Annotated in this window: 19 protein-coding genes and 3 pseudogenes; 12 read left to right on the forward strand and 10 right to left on the reverse strand. The window is 66.7% G+C overall.

Annotated elements, in window-relative coordinates; genetic code table 11:
* On the reverse strand, positions 1-103 hold a 103-nt coding region (locus Q0964_RS15185; protein WP_299269229.1), incomplete at its 3' end, for an IMP cyclohydrolase.
* Positions 104-193: 90 nt separating this feature from the next.
* Here Q0964_RS15185 and Q0964_RS15190 point away from each other — a divergent pair.
* Positions 194-616 (forward strand): hypothetical protein, encoded by a 423-nt coding sequence (locus Q0964_RS15190; RefSeq protein WP_299269195.1) that lies wholly within the window; start codon positions 194-196, stop codon positions 614-616.
* Positions 617-707: 91 nt separating this feature from the next.
* On the forward strand, positions 708-1,361 hold the full coding sequence (locus Q0964_RS15195) for a lactate utilization protein (protein ID WP_299269197.1): 654 nt from the start codon (positions 708-710) through the stop codon (positions 1,359-1,361).
* 38 nt (positions 1,362-1,399) lie between these two features.
* On the opposite strand, the gene Q0964_RS15200 is transcribed toward Q0964_RS15195, so the two are convergent.
* Complete coding sequence (locus Q0964_RS15200; RefSeq protein WP_299269199.1) at positions 1,400-1,819, reverse strand: DoxX family membrane protein; 420 nt, start codon at positions 1,817-1,819, stop codon at positions 1,400-1,402.
* A gap of 81 nt (positions 1,820-1,900) precedes the next feature.
* Between Q0964_RS15200 and Q0964_RS15205 the strand changes: the two genes are divergently transcribed.
* Both Q0964_RS15205 and Q0964_RS15210 read left to right on the forward strand, forming a co-directional pair.
* Positions 1,901-2,146 carry a BolA/IbaG family iron-sulfur metabolism protein gene (locus Q0964_RS15205; protein WP_299269201.1) on the forward strand — a complete coding sequence of 82 codons (246 nt, stop codon included), beginning with the start codon at positions 1,901-1,903 and terminating at the stop codon, positions 2,144-2,146.
* 68 nt (positions 2,147-2,214) lie between these two features.
* A complete protein-coding gene (locus Q0964_RS15210) occupies positions 2,215-2,556 on the forward strand; it encodes a glutaredoxin family protein (protein ID WP_299269203.1) in 342 nt (113 codons plus the stop codon).
* 158 nt (positions 2,557-2,714) lie between these two features.
* Here the strand turns inward: Q0964_RS15210 and Q0964_RS15215 are convergent, their stop codons facing one another.
* Positions 2,715-2,921, reverse strand: coding sequence for a cold-shock protein (locus Q0964_RS15215; protein ID WP_299269205.1), 207 nt, complete (start codon positions 2,919-2,921; stop codon positions 2,715-2,717).
* Positions 2,922-3,078: 157 nt separating this feature from the next.
* Here Q0964_RS15215 and Q0964_RS15220 point away from each other — a divergent pair.
* The 3 genes and pseudogenes from Q0964_RS15220 (at position 3,079) to Q0964_RS15230 (ending at position 5,082) form a co-directional block, all read left to right on the forward strand.
* A pseudogene (locus Q0964_RS15220) lies at positions 3,079-3,347 on the forward strand (DUF7571 family protein).
* A gap of 230 nt (positions 3,348-3,577) precedes the next feature.
* Positions 3,578-3,712, forward strand: coding sequence for a hypothetical protein (locus Q0964_RS15225; protein ID WP_299269206.1), 135 nt, complete (start codon positions 3,578-3,580; stop codon positions 3,710-3,712).
* Positions 3,712-5,082 carry a cytochrome P450 gene (locus Q0964_RS15230; RefSeq protein WP_299269208.1) on the forward strand — a complete coding sequence of 457 codons (1,371 nt, stop codon included), beginning with the start codon at positions 3,712-3,714 and terminating at the stop codon, positions 5,080-5,082. The genes Q0964_RS15225 and Q0964_RS15230 overlap by 1 nt, the downstream gene beginning before the upstream one ends.
* Positions 5,083-5,099: 17 nt before the next feature.
* Here Q0964_RS15230 and Q0964_RS15235 read toward each other — a convergent pair whose 3' ends face one another.
* The 5 genes from Q0964_RS15235 to Q0964_RS15255 all read right to left on the reverse strand — a co-directional run bounded on the left by Q0964_RS15235 (position 5,100) and on the right by Q0964_RS15255 (position 11,093).
* Positions 5,100-5,630, reverse strand: a complete 531-nt coding sequence (locus tag Q0964_RS15235; protein WP_349254475.1) for a hypothetical protein — start codon at positions 5,628-5,630, stop codon at positions 5,100-5,102.
* 80 nt (positions 5,631-5,710) lie between these two features.
* Positions 5,711-6,193, reverse strand: coding sequence for a cupin domain-containing protein (locus Q0964_RS15240; protein ID WP_299269210.1), 483 nt, complete (start codon positions 6,191-6,193; stop codon positions 5,711-5,713).
* 22 nt (positions 6,194-6,215) lie between these two features.
* Complete coding sequence (locus Q0964_RS15245) at positions 6,216-6,875, reverse strand: DUF6517 family protein (protein WP_299269212.1); 660 nt, start codon at positions 6,873-6,875, stop codon at positions 6,216-6,218.
* A 228-nt stretch (positions 6,876-7,103) separates the two neighbouring features.
* Positions 7,104-9,449, reverse strand: a complete 2,346-nt coding sequence (locus tag Q0964_RS15250; RefSeq protein WP_299269214.1) for a choice-of-anchor I family protein — start codon at positions 9,447-9,449, stop codon at positions 7,104-7,106.
* Between the two features lie 1,170 nt (positions 9,450-10,619).
* Positions 10,620-11,093 (reverse strand): hypothetical protein, encoded by a 474-nt coding sequence (locus Q0964_RS15255; RefSeq protein WP_299269216.1) that lies wholly within the window; start codon positions 11,091-11,093, stop codon positions 10,620-10,622.
* 93 nt (positions 11,094-11,186) lie between these two features.
* On the opposite strand from Q0964_RS15255, the gene Q0964_RS15260 reads away from it, so the two are divergent.
* Positions 11,187-11,483, forward strand: a complete 297-nt coding sequence (locus Q0964_RS15260) for a DUF7526 family protein (RefSeq protein ID WP_299269218.1) — start codon at positions 11,187-11,189, stop codon at positions 11,481-11,483.
* On the opposite strand, the pseudogene Q0964_RS15265 reads toward Q0964_RS15260, so the two are convergent.
* Together Q0964_RS15265 and Q0964_RS15270 are read right to left on the reverse strand one after the other, a co-directional pair.
* Positions 11,453-12,034, reverse strand: a pseudogene (locus Q0964_RS15265) (LLM class flavin-dependent oxidoreductase). The gene Q0964_RS15260 and the pseudogene Q0964_RS15265 overlap by 31 nt on opposite strands.
* Positions 12,015-12,845 (reverse strand): transglutaminase-like domain-containing protein, encoded by an 831-nt coding sequence (locus Q0964_RS15270; protein WP_299269221.1) that lies wholly within the window; start codon positions 12,843-12,845, stop codon positions 12,015-12,017. Before Q0964_RS15270 ends, Q0964_RS15265 begins: the two are co-directional and overlap by 20 nt.
* 212 nt (positions 12,846-13,057) lie before the next feature.
* On the opposite strand from Q0964_RS15270, the gene Q0964_RS15275 reads away from it, so the two are divergent.
* The 4 genes and pseudogenes from Q0964_RS15275 to Q0964_RS15290 form a co-directional block, all read left to right on the forward strand.
* Positions 13,058-13,639 (forward strand): biotin transporter BioY, encoded by a 582-nt coding sequence (locus Q0964_RS15275; RefSeq protein ID WP_299269223.1) that lies wholly within the window; start codon positions 13,058-13,060, stop codon positions 13,637-13,639.
* Positions 13,636-14,334: an energy-coupling factor ABC transporter ATP-binding protein gene (locus Q0964_RS15280; protein WP_299269225.1), complete on the forward strand. Its 699-nt coding sequence runs from the start codon at positions 13,636-13,638 to the stop codon at positions 14,332-14,334. The genes Q0964_RS15275 and Q0964_RS15280 overlap by 4 nt, the downstream gene beginning before the upstream one ends.
* The gene (locus Q0964_RS15285; RefSeq protein WP_299269227.1) at positions 14,328-15,032 is read left to right on the forward strand and encodes an energy-coupling factor transporter transmembrane component T family protein; all 705 of its coding nucleotides are present in this window, start codon (positions 14,328-14,330) and stop codon (positions 15,030-15,032) included. The genes Q0964_RS15280 and Q0964_RS15285 overlap by 7 nt, the downstream gene beginning before the upstream one ends.
* 49 nt (positions 15,033-15,081) lie before the next feature.
* Positions 15,082-15,631 (forward strand): annotated as a pseudogene (locus Q0964_RS15290) (hypothetical protein); the annotation flags it as partial.

Consider the following 15,631-nt stretch of genomic DNA (forward strand, 5'->3'; position numbering starts at 1 on the left):
CCCCGCCCTCGCGGGCGACGATCCGGCGGTTCGGGAACGATCGGGAGGAGACCCGATACGCCGCTCGGTCCGGTGCGACGACGACGAATCTACCGACGTACATACTCCGTTCTCCCGCGCTCGTCGGAAAGTAGGTGTCGATCCCCGACGGCGCTCAAAAAAGTACATGACGCTCGACCACGTATCGTTGCCCGTGTCAGAGGGATACACGCCGGAAGAAGTTCCGCTGTACCGGGACCTGGACACCCGGGACGAGCAGTACGAGCGAGCGCAGGAGAGCGCCGAACCGTTCTTCGCGGTCGAGCAGTACGAGGAGGGATACGCCATCACCTACGACCTCCTCCCGGCGGGATTTCAACTCGCCGAACCGGCCCGACAGGAACTGGACGAACGGCTCACCAGCGCCGTCGAAGCGGTCGTCGCCGACACCGACCGGCCTACGGCGGAAGTGAGTCGCACGGTCGGTGACTCGCTGGGCAACGTCTCGTTTTTCAGCCGCGAGGAGAGCGCCCGCGAAGTCGCGGCGGTCGTCTCGACGGTCGTCCTCGACGAGACCAACTGGGTCACCGGCCAGCCACCGGATGTGACCGGTCCCGATACTCGCCGGAACGACTGACCCTAATTAGCCGGTAACACCGGTGTCACCCGCTAACACCGGCGTCCGCGATTCTTTATTCGTCTGGCGCGGCAAGACGTAATCGAGACCGATGTCTGAGAAAGCCGACTACGCCGCGAAGACCGAGATCGACGAATCGCTCGACCAGCTGCCGGACGACGAGACTATTGACGAGGCGGTCACGAATCTTGAAGCGCACGGTTTCGAGGTCATCGTGGTCGATTCCGCCGAGGACGCACTCTCGACGCTCACGTCGCGTATCCCCGACGACGCGTCGGTGATGAACGGCCATTCCACGACGCTAGAGGAGATCGGCTTCGACGATTACCTGACGGCGGGCGACCACGACTGGGTGGCCCTGCCGAACGAAATCCGGGGCATCGACGACGACGCCGAACGACAGGCCGCCCGTCGCGAGGCGCAGACTGCAGACCACTTCCTCGGGAGTGTCAACGCCATCGCCAAGACGGGTGCACTCGTCGCGGCGGACCGCTCCGGGAGCCGTATCGGCGCCTACCCATTCGCCGCCGCCACCGTCACAATCGTCAGCGGTGTCAACAAAATCGTCGAGGACCTCGACGCCGCGCTCGACCGGCTGGAAGCCGTCGCCTATCCGCTGGAAAACGAACGCGCCAAGGACGCCTACGGCGTCGAGAGCGACATCGCCAAACAGCTAATCTTCCGCCGTGAACTCGAAGAAGGGCGCACGACGGTTGTCCTGGTCCGCGACCACCTCGGCTACTGAGCGTTCGCCCGTTCCGCTCTCACTCCGTCCCACCCCTGTCAGGTCCGCACCGCGTCCGCCAGTACTGCCCAGGCCAGGCCGGCGAGTGCGATGTCGCGAATCATCACGTCCGCGAACAGGCCGCTCCGGGTCAGCGCGACGACCGCGAGGTACGCGGTCGTGACCGTCAGAGAGACGGCGGCGATAGCGGCGCCAACTGCGACGAATCGGTCGGCCAGCAGTCCGAGTCCGACCACGATCTCGGGAGGCCCGTTCAATAGCATGAACAACCGCGGCGAGACGACCAGCCACGGCGCGAGCCAGTCGACGACGTAGACTGCCCACGCGTCGGGGGCGACGAGTTTGTGGACGCCGGCGACGACGAGCATCGCTCCTAATCCGCCCCGGGCCAGCGCCGACGCCCGCGGCAGCAGGGCCGCGAGACGGGTCCGGAGTCGGTCGGTTGCAGCGGGCGACATAACCGTGCTTCGGGGCGGACACGGAAAACCGTAGAGTCTCGGGGCGAAGCGGTTTTGTCGCCGCGAACGTTCGGTCCCCCTATGGACGAAGCCACCGTTGCCGAGCGCATCGAGTCGGAACTGACCGACGCTACCGCCGAGGTCACGACGCCCCGCGACCCCGACGACGACAAACACTACGCCGTCACCGTCGTCTCCCCGGACTTCGAGGACGAGACGCTCGTCGACCAGCACCAACTGGTCCACGACGCCCTCGGCGATCACCTCACCCGGGACATCCACGCTATCGAACTGGAAACGTACACGCCCGAGCAGGACGACGGCTAGGAGAATTCGTTTACTCCTCGACTAGTACTAGCATAACCCATTTACTCCTCGCCGACCTGCGTTCGCCTATGAGCTTCGACCCGGAACCCGACCTGTCGCCGGAGGAAGTCCGCGAACGCGTCGACGAGACAATTGAGGACAACGAAGTCGCCCTGTTCATGAAAGGCACAGAACTCATGCCCCAGTGTGGCTACTCTCGGAAAGCACTGAATCTGCTCCAGCAACACCGCGAGGACGTGGCGACGGTGAACGTATTGGACGCGCTGGACGAACACCGCGAGGCACTGGAACGACACAGCGACCGCGAGACCATCCCGCAGACGTTCGTCGACGGGGAGTTCGTCGGCGGGAGCGACATCCTAGAACAACTGCACGAGCGCGACGAACTCGAAGCGAAACTGTCTCCCTGAGCCGGGGCCGGGTGGACGACTCGTACAGGAAACACGTTCACCGGTTCTCAACAGCGGAGCCGTCTCACCGTTCCGAACGGTGTGGATCGAGGGCCACTGTTACGCGTGAGTGAAAAACTGGGGTCGTCGCTCTCGGGCGAGCGACAGCAAAACCCGTCTTACTGTCGGACGAGGTTCGTCGCGCGGGGGCCTTTGTCGGCCTGTTCGATGTCGAATTCGACTTCCTGCCCTTCCTCGAGGTCGGGTCCGCCGACGTCTTCCATGTGGAAGAACACGTCCTCGTCGTCGTCTACCGAGTCGTCGTCGGTCGAAATGAAACCGTAACCGCCTGTGTCGTTGAAGAAATCAACCGTACCGTTTGCCATTACGAACAGAGTTAGTGCCGAGTTGCGTATAACACTTCCGAGAGTCGAGGTACCACGCGCCTTGTGCCGGCCGAGGGTGTCTCTGGCTCGCGCCGGCGACTGTCGATACTGCAGGCAGGTATTTACAGGCCAATCTCCTGATACTGGGTGTCTCGGTATGAAACCGTGCCAACGCTGCCAGGCGGTCATCGACGAACACGTGCTCGACAAATGGCTCGACCCCCTGCGAGACCCACAGTCGACGAACTCAACGCCTGTGCGGACTGCGTAACCGTCGTTGCGGATGCGTGCGTGAAGTGTGGCGACGCGGTGTACGTCCCACAGGGAGCGTCAGAGACCCCCGATTACTGTCCGGCCTGCCGGTCCGGCCTCATCGCGACCACTGAGCACGACCCCGGCTGGACCTGGGGCTCCGTCTCTCACTGATACCTGGAGACAGGCCGCCGGGGAACGACGTGTCTCCCCGATTCCGGTGGTCTGTCCCGCCGACGACCGACTTCGAGTCCGTTCGACACACGTCGGTCGACACGATTCGGTCGACAGCGCGGCTGACTTAATCCCCCTCAGATGCACTGCGGTGAACTGATTCGTGCGCCGGCACGGTGTGTATATTGTTACCACGGACGGACGCGTTCCGTTCGGGGGAGCCTTCAGATATGTCAGACTCGACTCCACCGATTCACGACGCGGTCGCCACCCAGCTCGTCGATGCGCCCGGAAGCGGGTTTGGACCGGCGCTGTGCGGCAACGCGATGACGGCCGTCGGCGAAGAACTGGAGGGGCCAGCCTGATGGCCCGGAACCAGCGGTCCGGATCGACCCCGCCTGGACCCGGCGTGGTCGAGCGTCTGGGGCAGGCCCGGCGGCTGCTGACCGAGGACGTGACCGGCGTGTTGACCCGGACTCGCCAGCGGTACGGTCCGGTCGTCGACCTGACGATGCCGAACGGGGACCCCGGAGTCCTGCTGGCCGAGCCGTCGGCGGTTCAGCACGTACTGGAGGGCAATCCCGACAACTACCGGCGAGCCTCGGTTTATCGCGAGGAACTATCCGAACTGTTCGGCGACGGCCTGCTCACCAGCGAGGGTGACCTCTGGCACCGCCAGCACCGTCTGATTCGCCCAATGTTTGGGTCGGGGAGCGTCCAGTCGTTCACCGACCTGATCGTCGACGAGACCGACGCCATGCTCGACCGGTGGACAGGACGGGACGAGATCGACCTCCTGCAGGAGATGGAACACGTCACGCTGTCGATCATTGGCAGGGCCATGTTCAGCGCGGACGTGAAGCGCCACGCCGAGGACATCCGGGCGGCTCTGCAGGTTCTGCGCCGGGGCTTCCAGCGGGAGGTCGGCGTCGTCCCGACCTTCCCGGAGTGGGTTCCGTCGCCGCACAACCGGCGAATGCAGGGTGCAATCGACGACATCGACGCCGTCGTCCACGAGTTGATTGACGCTCGCCGCGGCCGGGCCGAGGAGTACGACGACCTGCTGTCGAAACTGCTGACCGCTCGCACCGACGGGGGCGCGCGGATGGACGACGAGCAGATCCGGGACGAACTCGTGACCTTCCTGCTGGCCGGCCACGAGACGACGGCAGCGGCACTGACCTGGACCTGGTACCTGCTGGCCTGCAACCCCGGCGTTCACGAACGCCTCCACGACCACGTCGCCGACACCGACCCGACGGAGGTGGTCGGATTTTCGGCTGGCGCGGCCGGCGACGAGTCGCTCTGCAAGCGGTGCGTGCAGGAGGCCATGCGGATCTACCCGCCGGTGCCCGTCATCACCCGGGCGGCCATCGACCGCGACGAGGTCTCCGGGTACGAGATTCCAGCGGGGGCGGAGGTCGTCCTCAGCCAGTTCGTCGTCCACCGGGACCCCGACCTGTGGGCGGACCCGCTGGCCTACCGGCCCGACCGGTTCGAGCCGGGGGCTCGCGAAGACCAGCCGGCCTACAGTTTCTTCCCGTTCGGTGGCGGTCAGCGCATCTGTATCGGCCGACTGTTCGCACTCGCGGAGGCACAGTTGATACTCGCCCGCGTCGTCTCCGACGTTCGGCTGACACTCCGCTCGCCGACCCACGACACGCCCGCGGTCGACTCCGCCGTCACGATGGTCCCCGAGGACCCCGTCGAGATGGCCGTCACCGACTGGACGTAGCCCGCCGACTCACCCGGTCAGTGTAACGTCCCCTCGCGAACGTCGTCGTCGTACGCGAACAGCGCGTAGCCGACCTCGGCCGCGGTGTGCCCGGTCTTGGCGGCGAACTCGCGGATCGGTTCGATCATCGTCACGTAATCGTCGGCGTGGAAGCTCTCTTTGCGCCCGTCGAGGTAGTCCAGCCGGTTTAGCGTCGCCCAGACGCGAGTGTCGACGACCGCGTGGCGGCCCGGGTCGAGCGCGGCCAGCACGCAGGAAGCCGTCGCGGCTTTGAATCCCGACAGCCCACAGAGCAACTGTACCTTCGAGAAGTCGCCTACCACCGCGCGGACGTTCGCGGTCACCTCCCGACACCGCGCGCCCGGATTCTTCTCGACGTGGTAGGCGCTGCGGGTCGATGACTCGTACGCGATGTCGTACAGCTGGTCACGAGTGAGATATCCCTGCTCGCGGTAGCTGTCGCCGAACGCCGCCAGTCGCTCCGGCGGGACCCCCTGTGTCTGGTCGTAGTAGTCCAGATACTCGCCGACGAGTGCCGTCAGGTCCATACCGAGGCGTGTGGTGGGCCCCTGTTGGTTCTTTCCGGTCACGGCCGTTCGTCCGTCCGCGGACTCTCCGGCCGGCCTCGCTACATCTCGAGGACGTTCCCACACTCCGGACAGGTCAACTCCACGCCGTCGGCCGTAACCTCTGCGATGTGGTACTCCGCACCACACTCTTGACAGGGCATCGCAGTGCGTGTCTCGCCGGCTTCCTGCGGTGCGCCCATCGCGACCGCTCGAACCCGTTCGTCGCCGTCGTTGCGCCCTTCCTGGTACTCCCCGGGCGCGAAGCGGGCGATCTCGTTCGCTCCCACCTCGACCGCGTCGTCTTTCGTCTGGAAGGTCGCCGTGCCCTCGATCACCAGGAACACTTCCTCCTGGTTCATGTGCGTGTGCAGGCCGCCCGAGAAGGAGTCTCCGGGCTCGAGTTCGTAGTAGTTGAGCGCCATGTCCGCGAGGTTCAGCGGGTCGGTGACGTGTTTCTGTACGTCCGCGACACGCGGGTGGTTCTCCATATCGTCCAGTGAAACGTGGTCCATCGCGAGGGGATACACGGACGGACTCGTCATATTCCTTGTCCCGACACACCGGCTACTCGACGGATCGGAGCAGCGTCAGGAGCTCGTCTCGGTACCGGCCGGGACCGATACCGGGCCGCTCGTCCTCGGGAAGCTCCGTGAGCAGTCCGTCCAGCCCCCGGGTTGGATACGCACCGCCGGCAATCCGGAACGACCCGCTTCGTGACCAGACGGCGATCCACCCCTCGACGTCGAGCGGGTCGCCGTCCAGCGGGTAGGTCGCTGTCACCTTCGTTAGTGTCGCCTTCTCGCCGGTGTCAGTCCGGACCCGCTGTCGGCGGCCGGAATCGACGCTGTCGAACCCTCGTGTCCGGAGGTCGTCCAGAAACGACTCGCGGGACTCGCGGACGACCGGCCCGCGCATCGACGCCGGGCCGATTCCGGGCGCCAGCGGCGGGCGAAAGGAGAGGGCCGTGGCGAAGAAGAACCGCCAGAAACCGCCCGTATCGTCGGCGTCGACGTCGACCAGTGTCCCCCCACCGCCCGGGTCGAGTCGCTCGACGACACCTGCCTGCTCCAGCGCCGCTCGGAGGTTGTCGTCGTCGTACACCAGTGTGTGGCCCCTGACAGCCGCCGTCGGAGTCTGAAAAACAGTGTCCTCACTCCGACTCCGCAACTCCCAGGGACCGTCGGCCAGCGCGTCCGACCCGACCGTCGGGTACTGGTCAGTCATGAACTATCGGTAGGGCTACTGCCGGTTGGCGGTTTCGGTCGCGCCGGGTCCCGCTCGCTCGCGGCCGCTTTGATATGCGAGCGAGCCATAGAGGATTGTATGGACGGTGCAGACCGGTTTATGCTCTACGGCCTGTTGCTCGTGTTCCTGTTGCTCTTCGTGGGGGCTGCACTCGCCCTGCTTCTCGGGTGAACGGCCCGACGGAGTGCCGTCCACGTCGCCGGACGGCTACTGCTCGTCGTACAGTTCGACGACGTCGTCGTAGTCAATCTGGCCGTTGTCGTTGAAGTCGTACGCCTCCTTGTTCAACTGGACCGCGTCGCTGTCGAGGTTCTCGAACAGGAGTTCGATGTCGGCGTAATCCATCCGACCGTTGCCGTTGACGTCCTCGTACAGGCCGTCACCGTCGGGGTCGGTCGGGGCATCGCCACCGGGGCCGCTGCCGCCACCGATGGCGGGCGGGCCGGTGACGACCAGGCCTTCGTCGACGACCGGGTCGATCTCGTTGCCCGAATCGTCGTCGAGCGCCTCGACCTCGACGGTGAGGTCGGCCGTGCCGGTGCTGTCTCCGTCGAGCGTGAGCGACGCCAGCGTGGCGCCGTCAGTTCCGGGTTCGACCGCCCGGTCGACGTCGGAGAACTCCAGCGTGACCGACGAACCGTCCGCGGCGACCGCGGGGTCGGCGGTGAGGCCGAGCCTGTCACCGTACTCGACGTCCTGAATCCGCGCGACCTCGGGGTGGTCGACGGAGACGGTTAGACGACCGCCCGAGAGGCCGTCCCGTGCGGAGCGGAGGTCGAGGTCGACCGTTGCGGACTTCTCGGGGCCGACGGCGACCGACCCGACGCCGAGGACGGTCGTGGCCGCGCGGAAGATCGTCGTCGTCCCGCTGATCTCGTGGCCGACGAAAACGAGCGGATCGTCGGTCGGGCTCTCCTCGACACTCGCGAAGGCCAAGCCTTCCGGGCCGAGGTCGCCGGCGGCGAACGATGGCGCGTCGCCATCGGCAATCTGCTCGTCGATGTTCACCGAGAAGTCGCGTTCGTTGATGTAGTCCACGAACACGGGCGATTCGGGGTCGGTAATGTCGTAGACCATGACACCACCGACGCGTTCGAGGCCGACGAACGCGTAGTAGTGGTCACCGATGCGGCCGATAGAGAGTCCTTCAGGTTCTGGACCCTTGTTGTCGCTGCGACCGTCGGGATCGCTCTCCGCGTTGTCGTTGTTGAAGTTCTCGGGGAACCGTTCGGCGGTGATGCGCTCGAAGTCGCTCCCGCTGTCGAACACCATCTCGCCGTCCGTGTCGAAGATGCTGAACGAGCGGCCACCGAAGACGTAGATCTCTTCGTAGAGGCCGTCGTCGTCGGTGTCGCCGAGCGTCGTCGTGACGCCCTTCGCGCCGAGGTTCTCCGGCTGCTGCAGTTCCTCGACGCTGTCGATCCCCGCTATCTCGTCGACGTCGAACGCGTCGGGATCGAGGTCGAGTTCGGAGACCTCGGCCTCCTCGCTGAACCCGTCGTAGTCACGGCCGTCGCCCTCGTTGGCCGTGACGATGTAGGTCTCGCCGTCGGGGCTGTACGCGCCGATGGCGTCGGGCTGGAGGATGCCGTTGATCGGCCAGTTCCGGATGTTGACACCGCCGTCCTCGTTACTGGTGTCGAGTTCGTTGCCCGGGAGGCTGTGATCTTTGAACCCCAGCGGCAGGAGTTCCGTCACCGACGCGCTCTCGATGTCGATCTCGGCGATGGCGTTGTTCTCCTGGAGCGAGACCCACGCCGTCGTCGAGTCGTCGCTCACGGTGACGTATTCGGGTTCGAAGTCCTGGGCGGCACTCGCGCCCGGCCCGAAGATCCTAATGCCTCGTTCCCGGAGGTCGTCCTCCATACCGTTGAACCGGGTGAAGTCCGCGGTACTAACGGTGGCCGCGTCCGCACCCGCGGAGATGTCGACGATGCTGACCGAGCCCTGTGGGTCGACGGTGTACTCGCTGTTGGGCTCTGCCTCGTTGGCGACGAGCGCTTTCCGGCCGTCAGGGGTGAACGTCACTTTGTCAGGGAGGGGCCCGACCGTGGCCGTACCGAGGAGGTCGAGCGAACTGGGGTCGTAGAAGCCGACCTGGCCCGGTTCCTGTGCGTTCTCGTCCTGAATCGCGACGGCGACGGTGTCGGTCGCGACCGCGACGCTGTTAGCGCTGCTCACGCCGTCGAGGTCGGCCGACACGTCGATCGCGTCGACTTTCGTCGGGTTCGTCGGGTCGGCGATGTCGAGCACGTCGACGCCGCCGAGGTCGGCGTTGATGACGAAGACACGCTGTGTGGGTGGGTGGTAGTCGACGATCTCGGCCCCGCCCTCGTCGAACAGACCCGACTGGTAACGTCCGATGGATTCGAGGCGGACGGCGCCGCTCTGCTGGATCGTACCACCTTCGATCTGGGTGGTCGACCGTCCGGGCTCCGAGCGCGAGTCGGTGTCCCCGACCGCCGACGTGGCGAGTAATGCCAGTGCTGTGCTGCCGGAGAGGCCGAGGAACGCCCGGCGTCCGAGCTCTGTAGATTGTTGTGATTTTCTCACACTTAACTGATGGCATCGACGTTGATTAATTTTATATAATTTTTATATATTTGAGTGAATACAATATATATATCTATCTGGCTAACTAGAGACAGGGTAAGACGTTACACGACACGGCAGTCGCCCAAACGCGTTGAGAGAAATAGAATTTCACTGCCGTTTCATGTGTGACCGAATCCGTGCAGTTTTGAGACCACACAGCGACGCCTGCGTCTACGCTTCGTTCCGTTGGCTTGTTTCTCCTGTGGCGCCGCTTGGGGCTTCTCGCCCTCTGCCATCTCGGTCGGTCTCGAAGCGTCGCCGGCGGTGCTGTTCGCGGCCTCCCGCTGCGACGTGGCCGCTGGTCCGCGCCGTCGGGTGGTCCTGGCTGCCGGCGACCAGCGCCGGCCCCGTGGCCGTCGCCGGTGGCGGTCTGTTCCTCCTCGCGGGGAACGCCTTCCTCTTTCTCGGCCAGCGAACCGTCCCCAGTGGCGTGGCGGCGGTCATCCAGGGCCTGGTCCCCACCGTTACGATGCTGTGGGCGCTGGCCCTGCTCCCCGAAGGGCGCGACGGTCGTCGGGGCCGTCGGCATCGTCGTCGGTTTCCTCGACGTGGCACTGGTGGCCCGACTGACCCGTCGAACCGTTCACCGTCCCCACCGAAGTCTACAGGCGGACAAGGCGAGTGCCTCGGAGCGTAACCCCGAGGGTGAGGCCGACACGAACGGTTAATTACTCACGTTTCGTGTAGCGAGCACAGTCAGAGATCCAAAAGACGGGGTAGAGACCCTCATCTAACGCTGACTGAGCAAACGTATGAGAATGCGACTCCGCTCGACGTCCGCCACTGGCGGTGCGAGGGGAGGTGTCGGGCGGGGTGAAGCCGCCGACCCTTACGGGAAGGTCGAGGGGAACTAAATTCGCCTGTGAGTGCGGTGTTGGCCCCAAAACGGTGAACTATCGGGGCTCGTCCCCGAGGTAGTTCACTGAGCCACCGTCGCCCTCCTCTTTTAGTTCAGAATACTGAACCGGTGCGGTGCCACGGAGTCGAGCCTGGTAGCCTACGTACTGCCGGTGGTGGCGACACTGGTGGGCGTCGTCCCGCCCGACGAACGGATTATCGTCGCCTCGCCCGCGGGCTTCGTGGTGACTCCACGGGTTCCTCAGAACGCGGTCGGCGACCCGTCAGTCGTTAGCCTGAATCCTCGCTCGCGGCGGCCTCGAGTACGGTCTGGCGGTCCGGAAAGTACGCCGGTGCGTCACGTTCCTGCTCGAATTCGAGGACGCGTTTCAGCGCGGCGCGGCCGTCCGCGGCGTCGCTCAGGTCGGTTGCCAGTTCCGTGTAGCCTACCGCCAGGTCGCGGAATGCGGACATCCGGGTCTGTTTGGCGGCAGCGACGGTCTGTCGCTCCTCGAGATCGGCTTCGATCTCTTCGATGGCGTCGAGGTCGGCTCCGTCGTCCGAGCCGGGTGTGACGGTGCCCTCGACGGTGTCCGTGTGCTCGCCGAGGCGCGCCCGAAGGTCCGCCATCTCCGCGTCGAGTTCTGCAAGCAGGTCGTCGAGTTCCGCCTCGATGGTCTCGACCTGTCCCCACAGCAGACGTGCCTGGGTCTCGCAGTACTCGACGAACTCTCCGGTCGTCAGCTCCGCGTCGCCCTCGGCCATACCGTTTGTTTCGACTCCCGGGCGAAGTCAGTTTCCCACACCACCCCGGTCGTCGAGAGGAAAGCACATTTCTGTCGAGCCCCTCCGCCACGTATGGGAGAACGGCTCCGAGGGGAGGTACTCCACGTCGTCGCCCCGACGGAATTGGACGAGTACGACCTCGACACCGACGTTCGGAACCTGGCCGAGTCGCGCTATCTGCTGGTCTGCTGGAAGGGCGGCTCACCCTCCATCTTCCAGCGTCTGAAACTAATTCTCGCGCGCTCGACGCTCGAACCCGTGACGCTAATCGCCGACGACGACGCCGCCGAGGGCGACATCGTCACCGCGACCGTCGAGGAGACCGACACCGCCGGCGTCTACGACGTCATCGAGGTCGAGACCGAGTAATCACAGCCGGCGGCCTCGGTGAACCGGGTCAGGTCCGTCTCTGGCCTCTCGCCGGCCGGCGAGACGAGAACGTGGTCCACGCTCAGGTCCGCCAGCCGCCGAACGTACCCCCGGAACTACGCCGTCCCCGTGCGATACCCCTGGTGGCCGTGTTCGGGGCCGGCTTCGGAACCGTCGACCATCTCAGTCCGGACCGCCGTCGTGAATGGCTTCTCACCCATCACAACCCGCCAGACGGTGCGCAACAGGTCGAGGGACTCGCGGTCGCGGTCGCCGGTGGCCACGCCCAGTGCGAGTCGTCCGCGCGAGAGACGGTCGAGGGTCGCAACGCCCGTGACCACGTGGAGCGGGTGGCGATGCTGGAGGACGACGCTAGCAGTCCCGAACGCCAGTTCCTGGTCTACGGGCGGTCGGGACTCCCGATTGTCCGTGAGCGGGAACCCGGTCCCGAAGATGCGCCCGTCGCCGTCGAACAGCCGCCGATATCCGGCGTTCTCGTGCACCGCGGCAGAGAGGCGTGGAGGCTGTGGTTCAGAACAGGCGCGAGACAATCTTCGTCGCGCCACGACTGACTGTTTTTATGCTCTCGTTCAGAACCGCACTCTCGTCGAGGATATACCACCGGTCACGGTAGGCGGCGAGGAGCGACCGCTCGCCGTAGTCCATCGCGGACTCGCCGGGTGTAACGCGCTGGACGGCCTCGACGTAGACGAACTCCGTGCCGTGGAGCCTCACCGCCAGCGGTGTGGCGCACAGTCCCGACGGCAGGTCGTCCCGCGCGACGAGCGTCGCGCAGTGATCGCGAGGCATCACCAGCCCCGCCCGGTAGCCAAACGCCGGGCGAGACAGCAGCGCCGACAGGAGGACCGCCTTGTCGTCGCAGTCGCCCTCACCGTCGACGAGCGTCTCGGCGGGGTGGCGAATGTACTCCCGTTCGCCGGTCGAGGCCGCGTCCGTGACGTAAGTCAGTGCCGCGGTCAGCGACTGGGCCGCTCGGACGCCGGCGGCCGGCGAATCGGCCCGCTCACGCAGTCTGGCCGCGAGGTCGTCGAGAAAGTCGGCCGTCCGCGCCGCGGCGGCGGCACTGGACACCACGGCGTCCCGGTCACGAGCGGCCTGGTAGGTCGCCGCCGGAACGCCATACTGGACGGTCGCCGTCGTGCCGTCGAACGAGACCGTGATCGAGTCCCGAATCGCCCGACCGGTGTCGATCGACGACCGGCCGAGGACGCCATCGACACAGCCACCCAACCCGGCCAGGATGCCGGTTCCGACCGCACCGAGCAGTCGCCGACGTGTAGTGGTGGACGTGTTCGATCCGTCTCGCCGCCCGTCGTCTCGCCGCGATGTCCGTCTAACCATGGTGGGGGACTGGCGGGTCGTCAACGACGGTCGGAACGGGAAAAACGACTGCTATGACCCGTACATCGAGAGACGTTGACGAACGGTGACACCCGGTGTGGGCCCGGTCGTCCGCGTGGCGGCCGTCCGCTCCGGTAACCGAAGTGTTCAATGAGGTAGACGGGCGAGTGAAATGGGATGACACGACAGCAGTCACAGGCGGGGGGGTTGCAGTGAGTGCCGACACGGAGGACGTGGACCTCGTCGGCGCGGCGATCGTCGAGAATCTCGGGCGTGTCGCACTGTTCGCGGCGCTGATGGGCGCGTTCGCCTACGTCAGTTTCCCGAACCCGTTCTCACCCGCGCCGGTCACGCTACAGGTGCTCGGAGTCTTTCTCGCCGGTCTGTTCCTCGGACCGGTTTGGGGCAGTGTGTCTATCGGGCTGTACCTCGCCGCCGGCGCGGTCGGCGCGCCGGTGTTCAGCGGCGGCAGTGCGGGCCTGGCTCCACTCGTCGGCTCGACGGCGGGCTACCTCTGGTCGTATCCCGTTGCTGCGTTCGTCGTCGGCGCGGTCGTTCACGGCGGGCTCTCGGTCGGCGATCCCCGCGAGGCCGGCGTCGTCCGCCTCGTCGGGGCGATGGTCGGCGGCACGGTCGTCGTCTACGCGATGGGTGTCGCGGGGCTGATGCTCGTTCTCGGACTCGGGCCGGTCGCGGCGTTCACCGCAGGTGCGGCGGCGTTCGTCCCGGCCGAGGCGTTCAAAATCGCCGCCGCCGTCGGTATCGTCCGGAGCGACGCGTTCGTCGCGAAATGATCGAGGCTCGCGAACTGGCCGTCAGCCGCGGGGACACCACAGTCCTTGACGGCCTCGACCTCGGTATCGACGACGGCGAGTTCGTCCTGCTGGTCGGCCCGAACGGGGCCGGCAAGACGACGCTGGTCCGGCAGTTCAACGGACTCGAAGACCCCGACTCGGGTGAAGTGCTGGTCGACGGCCGCCCGGTACAAGACGACCTGGTCGCCGCCCGGACCGCCGTAGGGATGGTGTTCCAAGACCCACGTGACCAGTTCGTGGCCGCAACCGTCTACGCCGACGTGGCCTTCGGCCCCGAGAATCTCGGACTCTCCCACGCGGAAATCGACCGCCGGGTGGACGACGCTCTCGCGACGGTCGGGATGAGTGGCCGCGACGAGGAACGGCTCGACCGGCTCTCGGGCGGCGAGCAGGCCCGAGTCGCCATCGCCGGCGCGCTCGCGATGGCCCCCGACCACCTCGTGCTGGACGAACCGCTCGCCAGTCTCGACCTGCCGGCTCGTCGGGCCGTCTGTGACCACCTCGAACGGCTCCACGACGACGGCACCGGCGTCGTCCTCGTTACCCACGACCTCCGGGACGTGAGCGACCTCGCCGACCGGATCGTCGTGCTGTCCGACGGCAGGGTGGCGCTGGACGGCGAGCCCGACGCCGTCCGGGACCGGCTCGAAGCGTTCGACGTGCGCCCATGCTGAGCTACGAGCCGGGGACGACGCTCGCCCACGCGCTGGACCCGCGGACGAAACTCGCCTTCCAGGCGGGGTTCGCCGTCGCCGCGTTCGCGTACACGACACCCCGTGGCCTCGCAGCCCTGTCGGTCCTGGCACTGGCCGCCCTCGCGGCGGCTCGGCGCTCCCCGCTCGCGGCGGCCTCGGATCTCAGGTTTGTCTTCCCCATCCTGCTGGCCGCACCGCTGTTTGAGGGGCTGGTGGTGGGGCCGCCCTGGTTCTCGCTCGCCCAGGCACGGTTCCCGGCGCTGGCGAGCTATCGCGTCGTCCTCCTTCTCTTCGTCAGCGCCGCGTACGTCTACACCACGTCCGCCCGGGACTCGCGGGCGGCGATCCAGTGGCTCGTCCCCGGCCGGTCGGGCCGCTTTCTCGGCCTCGGCGTCGCCGTCGTCTTCCGGTTCCTGCCCGTGCTGGTCGCGGACCTGCAACGGGCCCGGGCGGCGATGCGGGCGCGACTCGGCACCGAACGCTCGCTCGCCGAGCGGATCCGCATCGTCACCACTGCCGGCCTCCGACGGGTCGACGCCCGTGCGGACGCGCTCTCGCTCGCGCTCCAGGCCCGCTGTGTCGCGTGGAATCCCACCCTGCCTCGACTCGCGGTCGGGTGGCGGGACGCCCCGGTCCTCGCGCTGGCGCTGGTGCTGGCGGCGTCCCCGCTGCTGTGACCGCGCGCGAACCGCAATGCTCTCAGGGGCTCACCGGTGAGCGGAGGCTGTGTTCCGGACGGCCCAGTATGCCGGTTACCTCGTGCTCGTGGCGACGCCGCTCGCGCTGCTCGCCGGCGCAGTCGCCGCGCCACCCGCGCTCACGACCGGGCGCGTCACGCTGGGCGGCGGCGTCGTCCTCGTCGGTGGGCTGGCCGCCGTCACCGAACGCGAGCGTGCTCTCGACGCCTCGGCGGCCTCCGGCTTCGACCGCCGCGACGCCCGCGATGCCATCGCCGTGGTCGCCGGCGCTGTCGCCGCCTACCTCCTGAGCGTCCACGCCGGCCTCGGACCGGTCGTCGGCTCGGCCGCTGTCGGACTCGTGGCGGGCCTCGCCCCCACGGACGGTGACGTTGCGGCCTACTGCGGCTCCTTCGTGGGAATGGCCTCGCCGGCGGTGTTCCCGGGCGTCGCCCCCCTCGCGCTCGCGGCGGGCGTCTCCGGCCTCGCGTTCGTCGCGGCCCGTGACGCATTCGACGGTGTCGGCGGCAAACTCGGCACGCTCGCGCTCTTTGGCTGTGCCACGACGGTCGCGCTGACCGGCTTCGACTACGCCAGCG

The organism is Halorientalis sp., assembly GCF_028275115.1.
Taxonomy (GTDB): domain Archaea; phylum Halobacteriota; class Halobacteria; order Halobacteriales; family Haloarculaceae; genus Halorientalis.

Excerpts from the sequence above, each read along its gene's own strand:
- Q0964_RS15195 (WP_299269197.1), top strand. The coding sequence starts at position 708 with ATGTCTGAGAAAGCCGACTACGCCGCGAAGACCGAGATCGACGAATCG.
- Q0964_RS15200 (WP_299269199.1), bottom strand. The coding sequence starts at position 1,819 with ATGTCGCCCGCTGCAACCGACCGACTCCGGACCCGTCTCGCGGCCCTG.
- Q0964_RS15205 (WP_299269201.1), top strand. The coding sequence starts at position 1,901 with ATGGACGAAGCCACCGTTGCCGAGCGCATCGAGTCGGAACTGACCGAC.
- Q0964_RS15210 (WP_299269203.1), top strand. The coding sequence starts at position 2,215 with ATGAGCTTCGACCCGGAACCCGACCTGTCGCCGGAGGAAGTCCGCGAA.
- Q0964_RS15215 (WP_299269205.1), bottom strand. The coding sequence starts at position 2,921 with ATGGCAAACGGTACGGTTGATTTCTTCAACGACACAGGCGGTTACGGT.
- Q0964_RS15225 (WP_299269206.1), top strand. The coding sequence starts at position 3,578 with ATGTCAGACTCGACTCCACCGATTCACGACGCGGTCGCCACCCAGCTC.
- Q0964_RS15230 (WP_299269208.1), top strand. The coding sequence starts at position 3,712 with ATGGCCCGGAACCAGCGGTCCGGATCGACCCCGCCTGGACCCGGCGTG.
- Q0964_RS15235 (WP_349254475.1), bottom strand. The coding sequence starts at position 5,630 with ATGGACCTGACGGCACTCGTCGGCGAGTATCTGGACTACTACGACCAG.
- Q0964_RS15240 (WP_299269210.1), bottom strand. The coding sequence starts at position 6,193 with ATGACGAGTCCGTCCGTGTATCCCCTCGCGATGGACCACGTTTCACTG.
- Q0964_RS15245 (WP_299269212.1), bottom strand. The coding sequence starts at position 6,875 with ATGACTGACCAGTACCCGACGGTCGGGTCGGACGCGCTGGCCGACGGT.
- Q0964_RS15255 (WP_299269216.1), bottom strand. The coding sequence starts at position 11,093 with ATGGCCGAGGGCGACGCGGAGCTGACGACCGGAGAGTTCGTCGAGTAC.
- Q0964_RS15260 (WP_299269218.1), top strand. The coding sequence starts at position 11,187 with ATGGGAGAACGGCTCCGAGGGGAGGTACTCCACGTCGTCGCCCCGACG.
- Q0964_RS15270 (WP_299269221.1), bottom strand. The coding sequence starts at position 12,845 with ATGGTTAGACGGACATCGCGGCGAGACGACGGGCGGCGAGACGGATCG.
- Q0964_RS15280 (WP_299269225.1), top strand. The coding sequence starts at position 13,636 with ATGATCGAGGCTCGCGAACTGGCCGTCAGCCGCGGGGACACCACAGTC.
- Q0964_RS15285 (WP_299269227.1), top strand. The coding sequence starts at position 14,328 with ATGCTGAGCTACGAGCCGGGGACGACGCTCGCCCACGCGCTGGACCCG.